Source organism: Agrobacterium tumefaciens, from assembly GCA_025559845.1.
In the GTDB taxonomy this organism is placed as follows: Bacteria; Pseudomonadota; Alphaproteobacteria; order Rhizobiales; family Rhizobiaceae; genus Agrobacterium.
Genome location: CP048469.1, coordinates 858,340 through 878,565, shown reverse-complemented (window position 1 = coordinate 878,565; position 20,226 = coordinate 858,340). Strand labels below are relative to the sequence as shown.

At 58.6% G+C, this 20,226-nt stretch carries 18 protein-coding genes; 4 read left to right on the top strand and 14 right to left on the bottom strand.

All coding sequences use genetic code 11. The features are described from left to right. The 9 genes from FY156_04245 to FY156_04205 all read right to left on the bottom strand — a co-directional run bounded on the left by FY156_04245 (position 1) and on the right by FY156_04205 (position 7,784). Positions 1–480 (bottom strand): 6,7-dimethyl-8-ribityllumazine synthase, encoded by a 480-nt coding sequence (locus tag FY156_04245; GenBank protein UXS03016.1) that lies wholly within the window; start codon positions 478–480, stop codon positions 1–3. Positions 481–598: 118 nt separating this feature from the next. Then, complete coding sequence (locus FY156_04240; protein ID UXS00759.1) at positions 599–1,231, bottom strand: LysE family translocator; 633 nt, start codon at positions 1,229–1,231, stop codon at positions 599–601. A gap of 58 nt (positions 1,232–1,289) precedes the next feature. Next, positions 1,290–1,901: a riboflavin synthase gene (locus FY156_04235; protein ID UXS00758.1), complete on the bottom strand. Its 612-nt coding sequence runs from the start codon at positions 1,899–1,901 to the stop codon at positions 1,290–1,292. Then, entirely contained in the window at positions 1,901–2,974 is a 1,074-nt protein-coding gene (gene ribD / locus FY156_04230; GenBank protein UXS00757.1) for a bifunctional diaminohydroxyphosphoribosylaminopyrimidine deaminase/5-amino-6-(5-phosphoribosylamino)uracil reductase RibD, read from the bottom strand. Before ribD ends, FY156_04235 begins: the two co-directional genes overlap by 1 nt. A gap of 2 nt (positions 2,975–2,976) precedes the next feature. Continuing rightward, positions 2,977–3,456 (bottom strand): transcriptional repressor NrdR, encoded by a 480-nt coding sequence (gene nrdR, locus FY156_04225; GenBank protein UXS00756.1) that lies wholly within the window; start codon positions 3,454–3,456, stop codon positions 2,977–2,979. Between the two features lie 12 nt (positions 3,457–3,468). Further along, positions 3,469–4,758, bottom strand: coding sequence for a serine hydroxymethyltransferase (locus tag FY156_04220; GenBank protein UXS00755.1), 1,290 nt, complete (start codon positions 4,756–4,758; stop codon positions 3,469–3,471). A 195-nt stretch (positions 4,759–4,953) separates the two neighbouring features. Then, complete coding sequence (locus tag FY156_04215) at positions 4,954–6,285, bottom strand: murein L,D-transpeptidase (GenBank protein UXS00754.1); 1,332 nt, start codon at positions 6,283–6,285, stop codon at positions 4,954–4,956. Between the two features lie 318 nt (positions 6,286–6,603). After that, positions 6,604–7,116: a winged helix-turn-helix transcriptional regulator gene (locus FY156_04210; protein UXS00753.1), complete on the bottom strand. Its 513-nt coding sequence runs from the start codon at positions 7,114–7,116 to the stop codon at positions 6,604–6,606. Positions 7,117–7,346: 230 nt separating this feature from the next. Then, positions 7,347–7,784 carry a hypothetical protein gene (locus FY156_04205; protein ID UXS00752.1) on the bottom strand — a complete coding sequence of 146 codons (438 nt, stop codon included), beginning with the start codon at positions 7,782–7,784 and terminating at the stop codon, positions 7,347–7,349. 158 nt (positions 7,785–7,942) lie between these two features. On the opposite strand from FY156_04205, the gene hemB reads away from it, so the two are divergent. The 3 genes from hemB to FY156_04190 all read left to right on the top strand — a co-directional run bounded on the left by hemB (position 7,943) and on the right by FY156_04190 (position 10,375). Next, a complete protein-coding gene (gene hemB / locus FY156_04200) occupies positions 7,943–8,956 on the top strand; it encodes a porphobilinogen synthase (protein ID UXS00751.1) in 1,014 nt (337 codons plus the stop codon). Positions 8,957–9,031: 75 nt separating this feature from the next. Continuing rightward, a complete protein-coding gene (locus tag FY156_04195; protein ID UXS00750.1) occupies positions 9,032–9,490 on the top strand; it encodes an RDD family protein in 459 nt (152 codons plus the stop codon). A 117-nt stretch (positions 9,491–9,607) separates the two neighbouring features. Then, positions 9,608–10,375 (top strand): arginyltransferase, encoded by a 768-nt coding sequence (locus tag FY156_04190; protein UXS00749.1) that lies wholly within the window; start codon positions 9,608–9,610, stop codon positions 10,373–10,375. Between the two features lie 80 nt (positions 10,376–10,455). Here FY156_04190 and parC read toward each other — a convergent pair whose 3' ends face one another. Further along, complete coding sequence (gene parC / locus FY156_04185) at positions 10,456–12,708, bottom strand: DNA topoisomerase IV subunit A (protein ID UXS00748.1); 2,253 nt, start codon at positions 12,706–12,708, stop codon at positions 10,456–10,458. A gap of 230 nt (positions 12,709–12,938) precedes the next feature. On the opposite strand from parC, the gene FY156_04180 reads away from it, so the two are divergent. Beyond that, on the top strand, positions 12,939–14,129 hold the full coding sequence (locus tag FY156_04180; protein UXS00747.1) for a hypothetical protein: 1,191 nt from the start codon (positions 12,939–12,941) through the stop codon (positions 14,127–14,129). Between the two features lie 47 nt (positions 14,130–14,176). Here FY156_04180 and FY156_04175 read toward each other — a convergent pair whose 3' ends face one another. From FY156_04175 to creD, 4 genes are all read right to left on the bottom strand, one after another. Further along, positions 14,177–15,658 (bottom strand): SulP family inorganic anion transporter, encoded by a 1,482-nt coding sequence (locus FY156_04175; protein ID UXS00746.1) that lies wholly within the window; start codon positions 15,656–15,658, stop codon positions 14,177–14,179. Positions 15,659–15,864: 206 nt separating this feature from the next. Further along, positions 15,865–17,970, bottom strand: coding sequence for a HAMP domain-containing protein (locus tag FY156_04170; protein UXS00745.1), 2,106 nt, complete (start codon positions 17,968–17,970; stop codon positions 15,865–15,867). A 135-nt stretch (positions 17,971–18,105) separates the two neighbouring features. Further along, entirely contained in the window at positions 18,106–18,576 is a 471-nt protein-coding gene (locus FY156_04165; GenBank protein ID UXS00744.1) for an aromatic acid exporter family protein, read from the bottom strand. Between the two features lie 124 nt (positions 18,577–18,700). After that, a complete protein-coding gene (gene creD, locus FY156_04160; GenBank protein UXS00743.1) occupies positions 18,701–20,131 on the bottom strand; it encodes a cell envelope integrity protein CreD in 1,431 nt (476 codons plus the stop codon). Between the last annotated feature and the right edge of the window lie 95 nt (positions 20,132–20,226).

Here is a 20,226-nt window from a genome sequence, read left to right as displayed (position 1 = left end):
TCAGCCACCCAGTTTTTTCTTGAGTTCGATCATGGTCAGCGCGGCGCGAGCGGCAAAACCACCCTTGTCCTTGTCGGAACGGCGAACGCGAGCCCAGGCCTGATCGTCGTTTTCGACGGTCATGATGCCGTTGCCGATGGCGAGAGATTCGCTGACAGCGAGGTCCATCAGGGCGCGGGACGACTCGTTGGAAACGATGTCGAAGTGGTAGGTTTCGCCACGGATGACCATGCCGAGAGCAACGAAGCCGTCATATTCCGTGCCTTCATTGTCCGCCGCGTCGAGCGCCATGGCGATTGCCGGCGGGATTTCGAGAGCACCGGGAACGGTGATGATGTCATAGGTCGCACCGGCTTCATCGAGCGCAAACTTGGCGCCATCGAGAAGAGCATCGGACATATCATCGTAAAAACGTGCTTCCACGATGAGAAGATGAGGCTTGGACATGGGATTTTCCTGAAAAGGTTCGCGCCGGATCAAACCGGCTTTTGGGGCGGTCAAACCACGGCTTGCCGTTCTTGGCAAGTATTTTTAACGCATGGCTGCCCCACCCGGCAGCTTTGCAGGGACATTCCAGGCCAGGTTTTGACCGTTTCGATCAGCTTTTCTGGAAGGCCAGATGGACTCCAAGCCCCATCAGAACCGTTCCGGCCGCACGTTTGGCGAGCCTTTGAACCGCACTCGAACGCTTCAACCGTCCGACCATTGCGCCAGCCAGAAGCACACCGACCAGATCGGCAGAAGAGAAGATGAAATTGACGGCGATGCCGAGGATCAGGAATTGCAGCCAGACAGGAAAAGCAGCCGAGGGATCGACGAACTGCGGCAGGAAAGCCAAGAAGAACAGCGCGGTCTTGGGGTTGAGAACATCGACGATGATGCTGTCGATGAAGGCGCGCCGCGCCGATTTCGGTTCGATGGCAAGATTGACGTTTTCACCTTCAAGCTTGCTGCGCAGCATCGAGAAACCGAGCCAGATCAGGTACAGGGCGCCACCCAGCTTGACCGCGAGATAGAGCCACGGAACCGCCTGAAACAGGACCGACAGACCGGCGGATGCCGCAAAAATGTGGAAGTAGCAGCCGACATGGATACCTAGAACCGCCATCAGCCCGGCAAAACGTCCGCGTGCCATGGTCTGCGCCGCCGCATAAAGCATGGCGGGACCTGGAATATAGGCGAACAGGGCGGTGGTGACAAAAAACGCGGTCAGCACTTCCAATGACGGCATGTCGAAATCCCCTCTCCTCGACCGTACTCACGTCGCGCCGCTGAACGGCGCCATCCCGTCAGTTCGACGGGAATTCGGCCAGACGTGCGGCGTAACGTGCCATGGTGTCGACTTCGAAATTGACGAAATCGCCCGGCTGGCGCTCGCCCCAGGTGGTGACGGCCAGCGTGTGACGGATCAACAGAACGTCGAAATCGGTACCCTCGACCGCGTTGACGGTCAGCGAGGTGCCGTCGAGCGCGACAGAACCCTTGGGCGCGACGAACTTTGCGAGATGTTCAGGCGCACGAAGACGAATGCGAACCGCTTCACCTTCCGATTCGACCGACAGAATTTCCGCCTTGCCATCAACATGGCCGGAGACAATGTGGCCGCCGAGTTCGTCGCCGATCTTCAGCGCGCGTTCGAGGTTGACATGCGTACCCTTCTGCCAGCTTGCGATCGTCGTCAGGCGCAGGGCTTCTTCCCAGGCTTCGACTTCATACCAGCGCTCGTTGCTGCCGGTATCGGGCAGTTTCGTCACTGTCAGGCAAACGCCGCCATGCGAAATGGATGCGCCCATGTCGATGGTCTTGGGATCGTAATTGGTCGCCACGCGAAGGCGCACGCCTTCCGGCAGGGCCTCAAGTTCGGACACGGTTCCCACGTCGGTTACAATTCCGGTAAACATCAAAGCGGCCTTTCAAAATCGAAGCAGCGGTCGGCGCCATAGGCGGTTTCGCTGACAAGCAGATAATCGTCCGGGATATCGGCACGACGAAGCGGCGTTTCAACCCCGTTTTCGCCCACCACCACCGGGCTTTCGAACAGCATGATACGGTCGACGAGACCAGCCTCGAGGAATGCGCGAGCGACAGAGGCGCCGCCTTCGACCAGCAGTTCCGACATGCCCCGTTCCGCTAAAGCGTGAAGGAGGTCATCAAGCGTCGAGGCTTGCTGGATTTCAACGCCGGCACCCTGAAGCGCGACAGATGCATCGAGGGGTGCCTCGAGTGTCACCGCAATCACCGGCACGTTCCCCGCCGTTTTCACCAGCTTCGAGGTCAACGGCAGCTCAAGCCGGCGATCGAGAACGATGCGAACGGGCGAGCGCTGCTCGAGGCCCTCGATACGCACGGTCAGTTCGGGATCGTCGGCCAACGCCGTACCGATGCCGATAAGGATCGCGTCGCAACGCGCCCTCAGTTCATGCACTGCGCGGCGCGCTTCCGGGCCGGTGATCGCCACCTGTCCGTCGCCCCGACGGCCGATCATGCCATCTGCAGAAACCGCAAGCTTCAGAATCACATGCGGGCGATTTTTAACCTTGCGTGTGAGGTAACCTGCAAGTGCGCGCTCGCCTTCTTCACGCAGCAGACCGGTTTCGACCACGATACCGGCGGCGCGTAAAATTTCGTAGCCGCGGCCCGATACACGCTCGTCGGGATCATCAACGGCAACGACGACACGGGCCACGCCATAGTCAACCAGCGCATTGGCGCATGGCGGTGTCTTGCCCCAGTGCGAGCAGGGTTCGAGAGTGACATAGGCCGTCGCACCCCGCGCCGCCTCGCCTGCCAGTTCAAGCGCCTGACGCTCGGCATGCGGACGGCCGCTGATTGCGGTGACGGCTTCGGCAATGATCTGGCCGTCCTTGACGAGGACACAGCCAACAGAGGGATTGGTTTCGGTCTGACCCTGATGGCGCAGCGAAACGTCGATCGCCCGCGCCATGAATCTTTCGTCATCGGCACGGGTCGTCACGTTCAGACCCCGCCTTCCGTATCACGCGCAATCTTCGCGTTGATCTCGGCAATGACGTTTTCGAAGTCTTCGGCGTGGCTGAAATCGCGATAGACCGAGGCGTACCGCACGAAGGCAACGTCATCGAGGCTTTTCAGCGCTTCGAGAACCTGCAAGCCGATTTCTTCAGATGGGATTTCCGTCTCGCCGGAGCTTTCCAGACGACGGGCGATACCGGAAACGGCACGTTCGATCCGGTCACGATCAACCGGGCGTTTGCGCAGCGCGATCTCGAAAGATCGCACCAGCTTTTCCCGGTCGAACGGCAGCTTGCGGCCGCTTTTCTTGATGACCATCAGTTCGCGCAATTGCACGCGCTCATAGGTCGTGAAGCGGCCGCCGCAATCGGGGCAGATGCGCCGCCGGCGAATGGAGGTGTTGTCCTCCGCCGGACGAGAGTCCTTGACCTGCGTGTCTTCAGAACCGCAAAAAGGGCAGCGCATCTCGTTCCTCTCTTACATGTACGGGTACATGGGGAAGCGATCGGTCAAAGCAACGACCTTCTCGCGTACGGAAGCCTCAACGGCAGCATTGCCTTCATCCGAATTGGCAACCTTGAGACCGTCGAGAACCTCAACGATCAGCTTGCCGATTTCACGGAATTCAGCTTCCTTGAAGCCGCGCGTCGTGCCGGCCGGTGCGCCAAGGCGGACACCCGACGTCACGAAAGGCTTTTCAGGGTCGAACGGGATGCCGTTCTTGTTGCAGGTGATGTAGGCGCGGCCGAGCGCTGCTTCCGCACGCTTGCCGGTTGCGTTCTTCTTGCGAAGGTCGACCAGCATGAGGTGGTTGTCGGTACCGCCGGAAACGACATCGAGACCGCCAGCGATCAGCGTTTCTGCCAGTGCCTTGGCGTTCTTGACGATCTGCGCGGCGTAGTCCTTGAATTCCGGCTGCAGCGCTTCACCGAAGGCAACAGCCTTGGCGGCGATGATGTGCATCAGCGGACCGCCCTGGAGGCCAGGGAAGACAGCCGAGTTGAACTTCTTGGCCAGATCTTCGTCATTGGTCAGGATAACGCCACCGCGCGGGCCGCGGAGCGACTTGTGCGTCGTCGTCGTGGCAACGTGGCAATGCGGGAACGGCGACGGATGCTGGCCACCGGCAACCAGACCGGCGATGTGCGCCATGTCGACCATCAGGTAAGCGCCAACTTCATCAGCGATCTCGCGGAAACGCTTCCAGTCCCAGATACGGGAGTAGGCCGTGCCGCCGGCGATGATGAGCTTCGGCTTGTGGGTACGAGCCTTTTCAGCAACATCGTCCATATCGAGCAGGTTGTCGCCTTCGCGCACGCCGTACGACACGACGTTGAACCACTTGCCGGACATGTTTACCGGCGAACCGTGCGTCAGGTGACCACCCGAGTTCAGATCGAGACCCATGAAGGTATCACCCGGCTGGAGAAGCGCGAGGAACACCGCCTGGTTCATCTGCGAACCGGAGTTCGGCTGGACGTTGGCGAAATTGACGCCGAACAGCTTCTTGGCGCGTTCAATCGCCAGCTCTTCCGCGATGTCAACGAACTGACATCCGCCGTAATAACGCTTGCCCGGATAACCTTCAGCGTATTTGTTGGTCATGATCGAACCCTGCGCTTCAAGCACAGCGCGGGAGACGATATTTTCCGAGGCGATCAGTTCGATCTCGTGGCGCTGGCGACCGAGTTCCTTCTCAATCGCGCCGAAAATTTCCGGATCGACATCGGCAAGCGGACGGGAGAAGAAAGCATCTGTGTTCGACATGGTGAAGGCTCCTGAAACAGTAATGCGAAGGCGTCTTAGCGCCCTCCCCCTTCAAGAGCAATACGGGCAGCGAGATTTGCCCGTCAAACTGCGACGTGACCGCAAAAAACGACATTTCCTTTCGGCGAAATCGGCCGCACAAACAAAAAACCGCGCCGGAAGGGCGCGGTCTTTTCAAACTCGGGCGAAATTCGCTTAGTTGCGCGGCAGCAGATCGTCGTCCACGGAACCGGCAGGCTGTTCCATGCCGCTCGTGGTGTTAAGCGCCAGTTCGGCATTGCCATCCTTGCCGTAGATGTCGTCGCGGAACTGAACAACGCCGTCCTTCGCCGACCAGGCAGTGATGTAAACGAAATAAACCGGCACTTCCTGTGCGAGCTTGATCGGCGTGCTGACGCGCGATGCGATGACGCGTTCCATTTCCTGACGCGACCAGCCTGCCGTGTCTCGCAGCAGCCAGGAAGTCAGGTCGCGAACGTTCTGCACGCGGACGCAGCCGGACGATTCGAAACGCATCAGCTTGTTGAACAGGCCCTGCTGTGGCGTGTCGTGCATGTATTCGTTGTTGGGGTTGTGGAAGTTGATCTTCGTCGAGGACATGGCGTTGATCTTGCCCGGGTCCTGACGGAACATCAGGTTCGGAGCCTTCGGCGCGAACCAGTCGACCGTCGTCGGCGAAACTTCCTGTCCCTTGCCGTCGATGAGGCGGATGTTGTTCCGCTCCAGATAGGTCGGGTCCTTCTGCATCAACGGCACGATGTCCTTTTCGACGATCGAGCGCGGCGCAGTCCAGTAAGGGTTGAGGATAACCTCGTAGATCTTGGAGTTGATGACGTGCGTCGGGCGGCTGGCGCGGCCGACAACGGCCGTGTTACGCAGAACGACGCGGCCATTTTCCACGGCTTCAATAGAGGCAGCCGGAATATTGACCATCAGGTGACGCTGGCCGAGATCGCCCGACATGGAATCAATGCGCACCAGGTTGGTCTGAAGCTGCGCCAAACGGATCTGTGCGGAAACATTCAGAGCCTTGGTGGTGTATTCGCCGATCACGCCATCTGCCGGCAGACCATGACGAGCCTGGAAACGCTTCAGCGCGCCATCCACATAGGAATCGAATGCGCTGGAGATGCCGGCTTCACGCAGCAGATCGCCGGAAACCATCAGACGCTGACGCAGGATCTGAACGGAAGGATCGCTGACGCCGATCTGGAGACGCTGCTGGCTTGTCGGAACGTCAGGCCAGCCGCCGTTCTGAACGATCTGCTGATACTGCATGATCGCCTGCTGCATGTAGATCGGCGCTTCCGAACCGAGAACCGGATTGTTGGAAACAACGCCAACCGCCGAACGCGAGGTGTTCGCATCGAACTGGTCGTCCCAGTTGCCACGACGGGAAGAACCCATCAGGTCGTTCAGCGCATCCTGCGCCAAAGCGGGCGCAGCCAGCGCAACAGCGCCAACGGAAACGGCCGAGCGCAGAAGCGCGCGACGGGACACGGGATCGGAAACGGATTTCTTTGTCATTTTACCTACCAGCCACTCTATCAGGCAATCTGAACGATGCCTAAAGCAATATGATTAACAAACACGTACAACGCGTCTGCCGGCCGGAAATACTCGTTACGCTCTTGCCTTCGATAACGGTCGGACACGACAATCTGGCCATGCCGAGAAAACAGGAGAAACCGCCGGCTCCTTCGTCTTTGCCGGTCCCATATCAATATGGCCAATTCGTGTCACCAGCCCTTTTCTCACGAAGCTGTGTGCACTGTAAAACAAGGCGAAACGCAAAGCCGGACGCAATCGCCTTGCGTCCGGCTTTGAAGAAAACTGCAATCGAAATTACAGGCGATATGCGATCGAGTCGTTCCAGAAACGGTCGAGGCGCTGCAGCAGCTTGTTCATTTCGGCGAATTCGCCGGTGCCGATGCCGCCGACCTTTTCGATCGAGCCGACGTGGCGCTCATAAAGGCGGGCAACGGTTTCGGCTATCTGCTGGCCCTTTTCGGTCAGGCTGATACGAACCGAGCGACGGTCGACACGCGAACGCTGGTGGTTGATGAGACCGAGGTCGACCAGCTTCTTGACGTTGTAGGAAACGTTCGAGCCGAGGTAGTAACCGCGCGAACGCAGCTCACCGGCGGTCAGTTCGGAGTTGCCGATGTTAAACAGAAGGAGTGCCTGGACTGCGTTGACGTCATCGCGACCCTGACGATCGAACTCGTCCTTGATGACATCGAGCAGACGGCGGTGAAGACGCTCAACCAGGTGCAGCGACTCCATGTAGAGCGAACGGATGGTTTCTTCCTGTACGTCAGCGACGATAGCCTGCGGCTTTGCTTTGGTATTGATCATAACTGCCTCACTGTTTTGTTTGGCGGTGTGTTTGTTTGTTCCCGCCTTGAGTAAGAACCTAAGCAATGCGCATAAAATTCTACTTAAAACGTACGATTAACAAATGCTTACCTGCATTGTTCAGATCGCACCGAACTTGTGGCAATCTTGGACCGACCTAGCTCGAACCTATAAAAATCAAATACTTAAGATAGAAAATTGCCTTGAAAACGGGCCAAATTGCTTTCTTTTTATGGTAAATCAATTCTTGCGCGTTCTTCGTTCTGACGCGCATCCAGCCAGAAAGCGACCAGAAATAGTATATAAACGGTTGCCACGAGGCCGTGCAAAACAGGAACGAGAGTGTTTGCACCGAAGATATGCGGCCACACCTTATACATAGCGATCTGAGTACCAGCGCCGATGACCCACATGGCCGCCCCCCAGGAGGCGCCAAGCCAGAGCCCAAGTGCAGCAACCGGGAAAACCATGGCAAGTCCGGTGCCCGCCACGCGCCAGGGAAGGTTCAGAAGATCAAAGCGTCCGTGACCGCCGAGCGAATAGCCGGTGAGCATTGCCCAATATTGCAGGCCGAACCAAAAACACGAAACGGCGACCAGCCGCATGAAGACCAGGTAGAGTATCCCGGTAAGCGGGCGTTTCGGCTGTGGTTGAGAATCAGGTTCCATGGCCGGAAGATACGGTCTCAATAAGCGGGCGAACAGCCCATATTGTTTCTTTGCCCATGCCTTGTCAAAAACATCCGCTCAACCGGGATCGATTGTCGCATTCGCACGGCGCGTCCTTCGTGTTATGGAGCAGTCCGGATTTGGAAGGACATTCTCTCATGCAGGACAAAACCCATCTGGTCGACGAGATTACCGGCCACCGCCGCATGCGGCGCAATCGCAAGGCCGACTGGACACGCCGTATGGTTCAGGAAAACCGCCTGACGGTCGACGATCTGATCTGGCCGGTGTTTATCGTTCCGGGTACGGGCATCGTGGACCCCATCCCTGCCATGCCTGGCGTCAACCGCATGAGTGTCGACAAACTTGTCGAGGCCGCCAAGGAAGCAGCCGATCTCGGCATCCCGGCCATTGCAACATTCCCCAACATTGAAATGGAACTGCGCGACGAGACCGGTTCCAACGCCCTTCTCGCCAACAACCTGATCAATCAGGCCACGGCTGCCGTCAAGAAAGCCGTGCCGAACATCGGCATGATTACCGATGTGGCGCTCGACCCCTTCACCAGCCACGGCCATGACGGCATTCTTCGCGGCGACGAGATCGTCAATGACGAAACCGTCGAACAGGTCGTCAAGGCTGCCATTCTTCAGGCCGATGCCGGATCGGACATTATCTCTCCATCCGAAATGATGGACGGCCGTGTCGGTGCGATCCGTCGCGGACTGGATGCCGCTGGCCACCAAGGCGCTGGCATCATGTCCTATGCGACCAAGTTCTCGTCGGGTTATTACGGTCCCTATCGCGAGGCGATTTCGACCGCCGGCCTGCTGAAGGGCGACAAGAACAGCTATTACATCAACCCGGCCAACGGCACGGAAGCGATGCGTGACGCGGCCCTCGACGTCGAGGAAGGCGCCGACATGCTGATGGTCAAACCCGGCCTACCCTATCTCGATATCTGTTGGCGGCTGAAAGAGGCGTTCGGTCTTCCGACCTTCGCCTATCAGGTCTCCGGCGAATATTCGCAGATCAAGGCCGCAGCAATGAACGGCTGGATCGACGGCGACCGCGTCATGATGGAAACACTGCTCTGTTTCAAGCGCGCTGGATGCGACGGCATTTTGACCTACTTCGCCGTTGAGGCGGCACGCAAACTGGCCAGGAGCTGACGGCACGGCGGGCTTATTGTATTCGGCGGTTTCGTCCCCATATTGTTTGCTGACATTATCAGGAGACAACCGCCGATGAGCCTTGAACAGAATCCCACCTATATCGCACCGGACGACTGGCGCGCATATAGCGGCGTGCTGAGCAGGCGTGTGTTTGCGTTTCTGATCGATTACGCCATCGTGCTGCTTCTTTGCATTCCCGCGGCGGTGATCGTGTTCTTTCTTGGCGTCATCACACTCGGCCTCGGATGGTTCCTCTATCCGGCACTGTTCGTGATCGTTGCCGTGCTCTATTTCGGCATCTCGCTTGGTGGCCTGTCGCAGGCAACGCCCGGCATGCGCGCTATGGGCATTGCCATGGCGCGGCTGGACGGTCGGCGAATCGACTTCCTGCTTGCCACGGTTCACATCGTGCTTTTCTGGGTCATCAACTCGGTTCTGACGCCGCTGATCCTGCTCGCGGGCCTGTTTACCGAGCGCTCCAGACTGGTTCACGACTTCCTTTTGGGCACCGTTGTCGTCAGAACCCGTTAAAACCCGTAAAATCACGGCGTTCAAATAGGCTTGATGCCGCATCTCGTGGTTGACGTTTTGCGGCATTTTGCCATTCTGTGACACTATGTGACAGGCGAAGGAGGCGATCACGGTTCGATGAACACGCAGACGACGCCCTCTCCTCAATTTTATCTGACGGCACCGGCCACCTGCCCATATCTGCCAAATCAGATGGAGCGAAAGGTCTTCACCCATCTGGTGGGACCGCGCGCCTCGGAAATGAACGACCTGTTGACCCAAGGCGGCTTCAGGCGCTCCCAGAACATCGCCTATCGCCCGGCCTGCGAAAACTGCCGGGCATGCGTCTCGGTCCGCATTCTGACGGCAGAATTTCAGCCGACGAAATCGATGCGGCGTGTCCTGTCCGCCAACAGCGATATTGTTGCCACGGTCCATCCCGCGGAACCGTCCACCGAACAGTTTGCCCTGTTCCGCCGTTATCTCGACAGCCGCCACCAGTCGGGTGGCATGTCAGATATGTCGGCGCTCGATTATGCGATCATGGTCGAGGATACCCACGTCAACACCCGCATCATCGAATATCGTCTGCGCGAACCGGGGTCTGGCATCGATTCCAGCAAGCGCGGAGAGCTGCTGGCTGTCGCCCTGAGCGACGTGATGAGCGACGGGCTGTCGATGGTCTATTCGTTCTTCAATCCTGCACTGGAAAAGCGATCGCTCGGCACGTTCATGATACTCGACCACGTCGAGCGCACCCGTACACTTGGCCTGCCGCACGTCTATCTCGGCTACTGGGTCGATGGTTCGGAGAAGATGGGCTACAAAACCCGCTATCATCCGCAGGAACACCTGACCCCGCGCGGTTGGGAACGCTACACGCCGCCGACTGAGCAGGCGGAATGATCACACCTTACCGGTGAAATGAAAAACGCCGCATATCCTGGATATGCGGCGCCTTTAAACGATATGATGGGGTCTGGCCCTTACCCGCCGAACTTGCCGCTGCGCGGGAAGCCTTTTGGTACCGTGCGTCCCGCGGTAGCGCGATCTGCCAGCCATTCGCGCAATTCTTCGCCGACCTTGGTGAAGACGCGGCCGGCACTGTCCGACCAGCTCAGGCCATCGGCCAGCGCAAAGCACTTCACATCGACCACGCCGCCGTCCTTGTAACGCTGCAGACGAACGCCCTTGCCGCGCGACATCTCCGGAACCTGCGAAAGCGGGAACGCCAGGAGCTTGCGGTTTTCACCGACAACAGCAACATGGTCGCCCGTTACAGGCACAATCAGATGCGCCTCATCCGGCATGGAGACATTCATGATCTGCTTGCCCTTGCGGGTATTGGCGATCATTTCCGTCTCCGGCACGATGAAGCCGTTACCCGCCGTCGAGACGAGCAGCAGCTTGCGCGATGGATCGTGCACGAAGGCGGTCAGGATATCCTGATCGTTCTCCATATCGACCATGATGCGGATCGGTTCGCCGTGGCCGCGACCGCCCGGCAGCTTGTCCGCACCGAGCGTATAGGCCTTGCCACCCGTCGTCAGCAGCAGAAGCTTGTCGGTGGTCTGGGCCGGGAATGCCACCTTCAGTGCGTCGCCTTCCTTGAAGGTCAGCGAAGACGTGTCGGCGATGTGACCCTTCAGCGCCCTGATCCAGCCCTTTTCCGAAATGACGATGGTTACAGGCTCTTTTTCGATCATAGCCTGCTGGATGGCTTCGATATCGGCATCCGGCGCATCGGCAAACTGCGTGCGGCGACGGCCGATTTCGGTTGCCTTGGCGTATTTCTTTTTAACTTCGCCGATTTCCCAGGCGATCGTCTGCCACTGCTTTTCATCCGAACCGAGCAAGGCTTCGATTTCCGCCTTCTCATTGCTGAGTTCGTCGAACTCCTTGCGGATTTCGAACTCCTCGAGCTTGCGCAGATTGCGCAGGCGCATGTTGAGGATGGCTTCAGCCTGAAGGTCGGTGAGCGACCACTTGGCCATCATCACCTGCTTCGGCTCGTCGTCCTCGCGGATGATGCGGATCACCTCATCAAGATTGAGGTAGGCGACCAGCAGACCGCCAAGAATTTCAAGGCGGCGATCAATCGCGGCAAGGCGGTGGCGAGAACGGCGGATCAGCACGTCCTTGCGGTGTGCCAGCCATTCCGTCAGCACCTCGTTGAGCGCCATGACCTTCGGCACCTTGCCGAGCGACAGGACGTTCATGTTGAGCGGCAGACGGCTTTCGAGATCCGAAAGACGGAACAGCGATTCCATCAGAAGCGTGGCATCGACCGTGCGGTTCTTCGGAACCAGCACGATACGCACATCTTCGGCGGATTCGTCGCGGATATCTTCAAGCAGCGGCAGCTTGCGGGCAATCAGCAGCTCGGCGATCTTTTCGATGAGGCGCGACTTCTGGACCTGGAATGGAATTTCGGTGATGACGATCTGATAACCGCCACGACCGAGATCTTCTGTCTCCCACTTGGCGCGCACGCGAAAACCGCCACGGCCGGTCTTGTAGGCATCGAGAATGTTCTCGCGGCTTTCGACGATGACGCCGCCTGTCGGCAGGTCAGGACCGGGAACGAACTCGACCAGCTTTTCCACCGTCGCATCGGGATGCTTGATGAGATAAAGCGCCGCATCGCACAGTTCATGGGCGTTGTGCGGCGGGATCGACGTTGCCATGCCGACAGCAATGCCCGAAGCGCCGTTTGCGAGCAGGTTCGGGAATGCGCCCGGCAGCACGACCGGTTCCGAATTGGATTCGTCATAGGTGTCGCGGAAATCGACGGCATCCTGATCGATACCCTCAAGCAGGAGTTCGGCGACTGCCGTCATCTTACTTTCGGTGTAACGCATCGCGGCAGGGCTATCGCCGTCGATGTTGCCGAAGTTCCCCTGACCGTCCACCAGCGGGTAGCGCAGAGAGAAGTCCTGCGCCAGACGCGCCAGCGCATCGTAAATCGCCTGGTCGCCATGCGGGTGATAGTTACCCATCACTTCACCGACGATCTTGGCGCATTTGCGGAATGCGGACTGGGGTCTCAGACCCATTTCACTCATGGCATAGACGATGCGGCGATGCACCGGCTTCAGGCCGTCGCGAACGTCCGGCAGCGCGCGATGCATGATCGTCGACAGCGCATAGGCAAGGTAACGCTCTTCAAGCGCAGCCTTGAGATCAACCGGATGAATGTTATCGTCTCCGCCGGACGGAGGCACAAGATTTTTTCCCATGACGCTTGACTAGCGGAAATGGCGATTCCCGGCAAGAATTGCCGGGGTTTCCACTGTGGATGAAAGTACCGTCATTCGTCAGTTTTTTGTTAACTGCGTTCCAATCGCCGCAGTGGGCATCCACTGTGGGAGAGATGAAATCCGGTAGACCTTTGATTAATCGCGAATATAAATGCCACTATCGATGTCGATAATACCGCGCGAGTCTGCGGTTCAAGGGAAGAAACATCATGAAACTGAAATTCACCCGGCAAGTTCTTTTCACGAGCGCGGCCGTTCTCGCGCTCTCCGCGCCAGCTTTTGCGCTTGATGGCGCCGATGTTCTGAAGAAGATCAATGCCGCCTACAGCGCACAGGGCGGCGAAATCAGCGCACAGTCCACAATCGTCAACGGTTCTACCGTGACGCTGGGTGACGTGACCTTTGCGGCAGCAAGCGATCCTTCGCGCAAGATCCCGGTTGGCACGATCACCCTGGAAGGCGTGGAAGAAAACAACGGCGGCTACAAGATCGAAACCGCACGCTTCGGCAATGTCGACTACAATCAGGACAACGTGTCGATCAAGGCAAGTGACATCTACATGTCGGGCCTGACCATTCCGGCCGATGCTACGACTGGCACGATCGAGGCACTGATGTTCTACGACGAGGCCCACAGCGGCCCGGTTTCGGTGACCCTTGGCGGCAAGGAAGCTTTCGCGCTGAAGGAAAGCACCGCCACCATGTCTCTGAGTGATGACAAGAACACGATGAGCTTCGATTTCGACGCCACCGGCTTCAAGGCCGACCTCAGCGGCATCGAAGATCCCGGCACCAAGGATGCTGTCGAGAAGCTCAATCTCCAGTCCATCTCCGGTGCGATGACCATGAGCGGAAGCTGGGAAGTTTCTTCCGGCACGATCGATGTTGAGGAATATGCACTCGACCTCGACAATGTTGGACGCCTGAACATATCGTTCGGTTTCTCGGGCTATACGCTCCCCTTCATCAAATCGATGCAGGAAGCGGTGAAGGCACAGACCGAGAACCCGAACAAGGAACAGGCCCAGCAGGCCGCCAGCCTTGCCATGCTCGGCCTGATGCAGCAGCTTTCCTTTATCAATGCGGAAGTCAGCTTCGAGGACGCGAGCATCACCAAGCGCGCCATCGATTATGCGGCAACCCAGCAGGGGATGACGGGCGACCAGCTTGCCCAGACGATCAAGGGCATGGCACCGCTGATGCTGGCTTCGCTCAACGTGCCGGAACTGCAGAACATGGTCTCGACAGCAATCAACACCTATGTCGACGACCCGAAGAACCTGACCATCACGGCAGAGCCGGAAAGCCCGGTTCCGTTCCCGATGCTCATGGGTGCGGCGATGGGCGCACCGAACACGCTCCCGAAGATGCTGGGTGTAACGGTCACGGCAAACGAATAAGACAGACAGAAAAGCCCCGGTTTCCCGGGGCTTTTTTGTTGCGTTGTTCAATGGGGCGAAAGTGCCGCGCCGTCCGCCTTGTCGTGCACCGCGAACCGGTCGATCATGTGCGCGCTTGCCGCATTGAGCCCGACAACCTCCACCGTCTTGCCGTTCTTGCGGAACTTCAACACGACCTTGTCGAGCGCACCTACCGCCGATATGTCCCAGAGGTGCGCCTCTGAGACATCGATCGTCACCGTCTTGATCTCCTCGCCAAAATCGAAGGCGGCGATGAAGCTTTCCGTCGACGCAAAGAAGATCTGGCCATCGACGCGGTAAACGCGTCCCTGCCCGTCATCGATAAGCTCGGAGCGGACGTGGAACAGCTTGGCGACCTTGCCGGCGAAGAACACGCCCGAGAGCAGCACACCCGCAAGCACGCCCTTGGCCAGATCGTGGGTGGCCAGCACCGTGCCAACAGTCACCAGCATGACGATGCTGGAGGATGGCGGATTGCGGCGCAGATCAAGGATCGAACGCCAGGAGAAGGTGCCGATGGAGACCATGATCATGACCGCAACAAGCGCCGCCATCGGGATGATACGGACCAGATCGTCGAGCACGAGGATCAGGAAGAGAAGAAACGCGCCAGCCACGAAGGTGGAAAGGCGTCCACGGCCACCGGAGCTGACATTGATGACCGACTGGCCGATCATGGCGCAGCCGCCCATCCCGCCGATCAGGGCGGAGGCGATATTGCCTGCCCCCTGCCCGATGCATTCCTGGCTCTTGTTGGAGCCGGTATCGGTCATGTCGTCGACGATCTGTGCCGTCAGCAGGGATTCGAGAAGACCCACCGCGGCGAGAGCGAAGGAATAAGGGAAGATGATCTGCAACGTTTCCCAGGTGAGCGGCACGTATGGCAAGGCGAAGACCGGCAAGGCCGAAGGCAACTCTCCGAGATCGCCGACAGTGCGGATGTCCATCCCGGAAAATACTGCAACGCATGTCAGAACGACGATGGCGACGAGCGGCGACGGAATGACCCTGGTGACCATCGGAAACAGATAGATGATCGCCAGACCGGCCGCGATCATCACATAGGTCTGGACTGGAACGCCGATCAGTTCCGGCAATTGTGCCATGAAAATCAGGATCGCCAGTGCGTTGACGAAGCCGGTCATGACCGAACGGGATACGAACCGCATGACCCTGCCAAGCTTGGCAAAACCGGCGGCGATCTGCAGCACGCCCATCAGGATCGTTGCAGCAAAGAGATATTGCAGCCCGTGTTCCTTGACCAAAGTTACCATCAGCACGGCGGTGGCTGCTGTCGCCGCCGAAATCATGCCAGGGCGGCCGCCGGTGAAGGCGGACACGCAGGCAATGGCGAAGGAGGCGAAAAGACCGACCTTCGGATCGACACCGGCAATGACGGAAAATCCGATTGCCTCAGGAATAAGGGCTAGCGCGACGACAATACCGGAAAGAATGTCGCCACGAATGTTGTGAAACCATTCGCGTTTGTAGGCTTGAAACGTGTTCATATGATTTTTCGCAAAGAAACATGCACCGGCCGGAGCCATGTCCGGTAGATCGAAAAATGTCGTCGGTGCTTTGCGTTGTCTGGCGGATCGGCGGCCAGAAGAGCCACCCGGAATTTCACCGGGTCCGTGGTGAGTAACCAAGCTATAAACGTCAAAAAAGCGGGCGACAAGTTTTGCGCCCGCTTTTTGTTTTCGATCCGGCTCAATCAGGCGGCGTGCCGCATCCTGTCGTCGGACGCCTGCGCGCCGCTGAGCTGGAACAGCGATACCAGCTCCTTGAGCCGCGCCGTCTCGTTTGCCAGAACGGCACTGGCGGCATTGTTCTCCTCAACCATGGCGGCGTTCTGCTGCGTGCCCTGATCAAGATGATTGACGGCGGTGTTGATCTCGCCGAGCCCCAGCGACTGCTCTTTGGTTGCGGCGGCGATTGCCTCGATGTGGTCATTGATCGACTTCACCGAGCCGCCGATACGCGACAGGGCCGCGCCGGTTTCCCGCACGTAACGGGCGCCTTCCGCCACTTCGCCGGCGGAGGTCTGGATCAGCGCCTTGATTTCTCCGGCTGCGCGCGCCGAGCGCTGCGCAAGTTCGCGAACTTCCTGGGCGACGACGGCAAAGCCACGCCCAGCCTCACCGGCGCGAGCTGCCTCGACACCGGCATTCAGCGCCAGAAGATTGGTCTGGAAGGCGATTTCGTCGATCACGCCGATGATATTGCCGATCTTGCCGGACGACTGCTCGATCTTCTCCATGGCGCCGATGGTGTCGTTGACAAGCGAGACGGTCCGGTTCGCATCCTGATCGGCCGATATCGCAATCGAACGCGCCTCCATCGCACGGTCGGCGGAAATGCGGATGTTGGCGGTCAATTCATCCAGTGCTGCGGCGGTCTGCTCGAGCGATGCTGCCTGCTGCTCCGTACGACGTGCCAGGTCTTCCGCGCTGTGGCTGATTTCCTGGCTGCCGCCGTCAATCACCATGCTTGACTGCACGACGCCCGACATGACGGCATCAAGCTGCTGCAGTGTCTGGTTGAGATCGTGGCGAAGCGCTTCGAAATCCGGTGCGAAGGGTTCGTTCAGTTCGAAGGACAGGTCACCGGCGGCGAGGCGCTGCAACGCGGATGCGAGGCCTGTCGTGGCCTGCATCAACCGGGTCTGCGCCTCCGCTTCAGCACTCCGCTGAATGTAAAGCCGCTCCTGTTCAGCCTGTTCGCGTGCGGCCAACGCCTCGGCCTCGAGTTCAGCCTTGGCGATGGCCGACTGGCGGAACACTTCCAGCGCACCAGCCATGGCGCCAAACTCATCCCTGCGGCCGAGCCCCGGTACGGCAAAGCCGGTTTCGCCATCGGCTAGGCGGCGCATGCCACGTGTAATCGCGTTAACCGGACGGGTGATCGACCGACCGATGAAATAAACCCCGGCAAACAGGCTGAGGACGGTAAGAGCAATAAAACCGATCACGATCGAAACGGTCGTTTCCGCCGCGCGCCGGTTTTCGATGGCATTGGCTGTCCGCTCATCCTGATAGGCAGAGGCAATTGTCGCCAGGATCGGCTGCAATGCATTGTAGGCGTTCGTCGCAGTCTCCCGCGCCTTCTGCTCATCAAGCGTGGCCTGAGCGTAAAAACGGAAGGATGCCGTATAAATTTCCAGTGCGTCCATGATGCGCTGACGGTCGGCACCGGGACGATATTCCTGCTTGATCAGGCCCTTGAAGATTTCCACCTCGGCGGCGTGTTTTTCGGTGTAGGAGGCATCCCGTCGCAGGATGAAATCCTTCTCGTGCCTGCGCATCATCAGCATGCTGGCGCGGATTTCCGGATTGACGACACTGTCGACAAGTTTCTCGATCGTGTGCACGCTGTTGCGCATGGCGCCTTCAAGACCTTCGGAGGGCTTGAGCCCAAGCTCCTGATTCCTGGCGAACAGTGCCTTCACCAGTTCAGCATAGGACGCCGTGCCCTGCCCGAGATTGGCAAGTTGATCCTGAAGCTGCTGCGTAGAAGTCCCTTGAAGGGTCTGCAGAGACTGTTGCACGCGGGTCATGGCGGCATCGAATTCCGCTGCGGCATTCATATCCTTGGCGAGAAGAAAATTCTTCTGGTGCAGCAGGCTTTCACGCAGGTCCTCCGTCAGCGCCACCAGTACGCCATCCCGCTTCGCCAGAACCTCTTGTGCAACGCGTTGATCGGCTTCTGCCTGACGCTGCCACAGCAAGGTACCCGCGATGACGGCAATGCCGCACAAAGCCACAAGCGCCAGCATCATCACGCGATGCGATATTCTGAACGCGGAAAACAGAGAAGACATTCGACCCCCGGATGAAACATTTCTCGCCGAGCGATGAAATGCCAGCCAAGGCTTAAGGAGTTCTCTACCGGAGCCGCCATCTGGATGAAGGTTTTATGACAACCCCCTGCATTTTAAGGGGTATTACCCGCAGCGTCAGGATTTTTGTCTGAAGAACAGGATTGTGACGGCAACGCCGATAAATGCGCCGACGGAAACGTCAAGGAAGCGCACGAAACCAGCGCTCTGCGGACCGAGCAGCAAGACCAGCATCGCGGATGCGCCAGCCTGGATTGGCACCACTGCCGACAGGCCGAACAGGGATGCGAGCATCATGGACGCGAAGGTGGCAACGGCCATGCGGACTTCGCCATAGTCGTGCGGAACAAGGAGCGTCAGTTCGCCGATCAGAATTCCGAGCGTGACACCGATCATCAGGCCCATGGCCTGCTTCAGGTGATCGCTGATGCCGGGCGCAAGGCAAATGAGAGCGCTGACAGCGGCAAAGACAGGCTGCGGGTGCCCCAGAAATTTGTGCGCGATCCAAAACGCAAAAGCGGCGGCAAGCGCCGCCGCCAAGGCACGGGTGAAAGCTGCACGAGCCCGTTCGAACAGCTTTTCCATCATGACATTCTCAACCCGTTCTCGAGATCATCTCAAAGGTATAGGGCAGCCAACCGGTCACCACAACACTACCACTGCAGGCAGCACCCTATCCGCCCGGTCAGATGCCGGGCGGAGGCTGATGATATTATGTCATCGGGTTGGACCGCGTATTGGACGCCGACCAATCCACACGCCGTGTCGCGTACATGGTCGCGGCAATCGCCACGAAGGAGATTATCGCACCCGCCAGCAGGGCATATTCGTCTTCGTTGAGAACCAGATACATCACGCCGTAGGCGCCGGCGAGCGCTGCAAACAGCGAGATGCCGTTCTTCCTGCTTGCCGTCGCACTGCCGAGATAGGACGCGATCAGCACCGCTGTTGCGAATGACGAGGCGACATAGGCGATGGTGAAGCCGGTATGTTCTGCAAGCGCCAGCAACAGGACGTAGAACACCACCAGCGCAAGCCCCGTCAGCACATATTGTATCCAGTGCACCATTCGCCCGCCCCTGAGTTCAATGATGAACACGGCGAGGAAAACCAGCGAGATGAAGCCGATCGAATATTTCAGCGTGCGCGACACGACCTGATAGAACTTGACCGGTTCGACGAGATTGATCGCCATCAGGCTGTTGGAAAGCGGCAATTGTCTGCCTTCGATAATCCTGTCTATACCCCTGGCGAGATAGGGTACCGTCCAGTTTGCCTCAAAGCCGGAGGCGGTGACGGTCTTCTGTTCCGGCAGGAACAGTCCTTCGAAACCGGGATGCGGCCAGTCAGCGTTGGCCGCGAAACTGGTCGTCTGCCCTGCGGGCGCAACGGCAAAACTGCGCGATCCGTTCAGAGAAAATGCAATATCGAAGGCAAATCCCGTGCTGACGAGATCCTGGCCGACTGCCCGATGAACACCGGCTTCGGATTTCAGCAGAAACTGACCGTAGTCGTCACGGGCAACCGGTGCGGTGATATCCCGCATTCCCGGGTCAAACGGGAGTACTGCGCCGTCGTTGATCTTGACGCCAGCGTCCGAGCGGATGCCGGTGATGTCGTTGATGTTCATGACCAGAATGGCCTGATCGAGCCTCGGCGTACCGGAAAAGCGAGCGAGATCCTGCAATATATCAGCGCCAAAGCGGCCTTTGAGCGTGAGGTTGCTGTTATAAACCGGCAGACTGTAGATGGAGAGCTTCCGCTCCTCGACCCTGAAGCGGGCAGAGACGGCCAGCGTCTCGGGCATGACGAGGGCCCACTGCGTCTTGCGCTCGACAACCGTACGCCCATCCACCTCGCGGCGGCTTTCGACGTCAAATGGCACGGCAAGATAGGGGCCATTCACCACCTGCTCTCCGCCCCAACCGGCCGCGATGCGGGATGATACCTCTTCTGCCCGCTTGGCACGCTCTTCCGTCAATCCCCAGACCAGCAAAAGGGGAACGAGCAGGACGACCGAGATGAACCCGATCATCAGAAATTTCGCGCCCGGCGAGCGCAGGCCGGCGGCGATATTGCCGCGTAGCTGGCCGGAGGCAGGCTGTCCCGTCTGAGGCGACGGATCTTTTTCCGCTTCAGTCATGCGTAAAACGTCCCTTTTCAATATTTTTTCTAGCAATGCAGCGACACACGAATGAAGGCAGGCCAGCCCCTTGGAACCCTAATGTTCCCGCACCT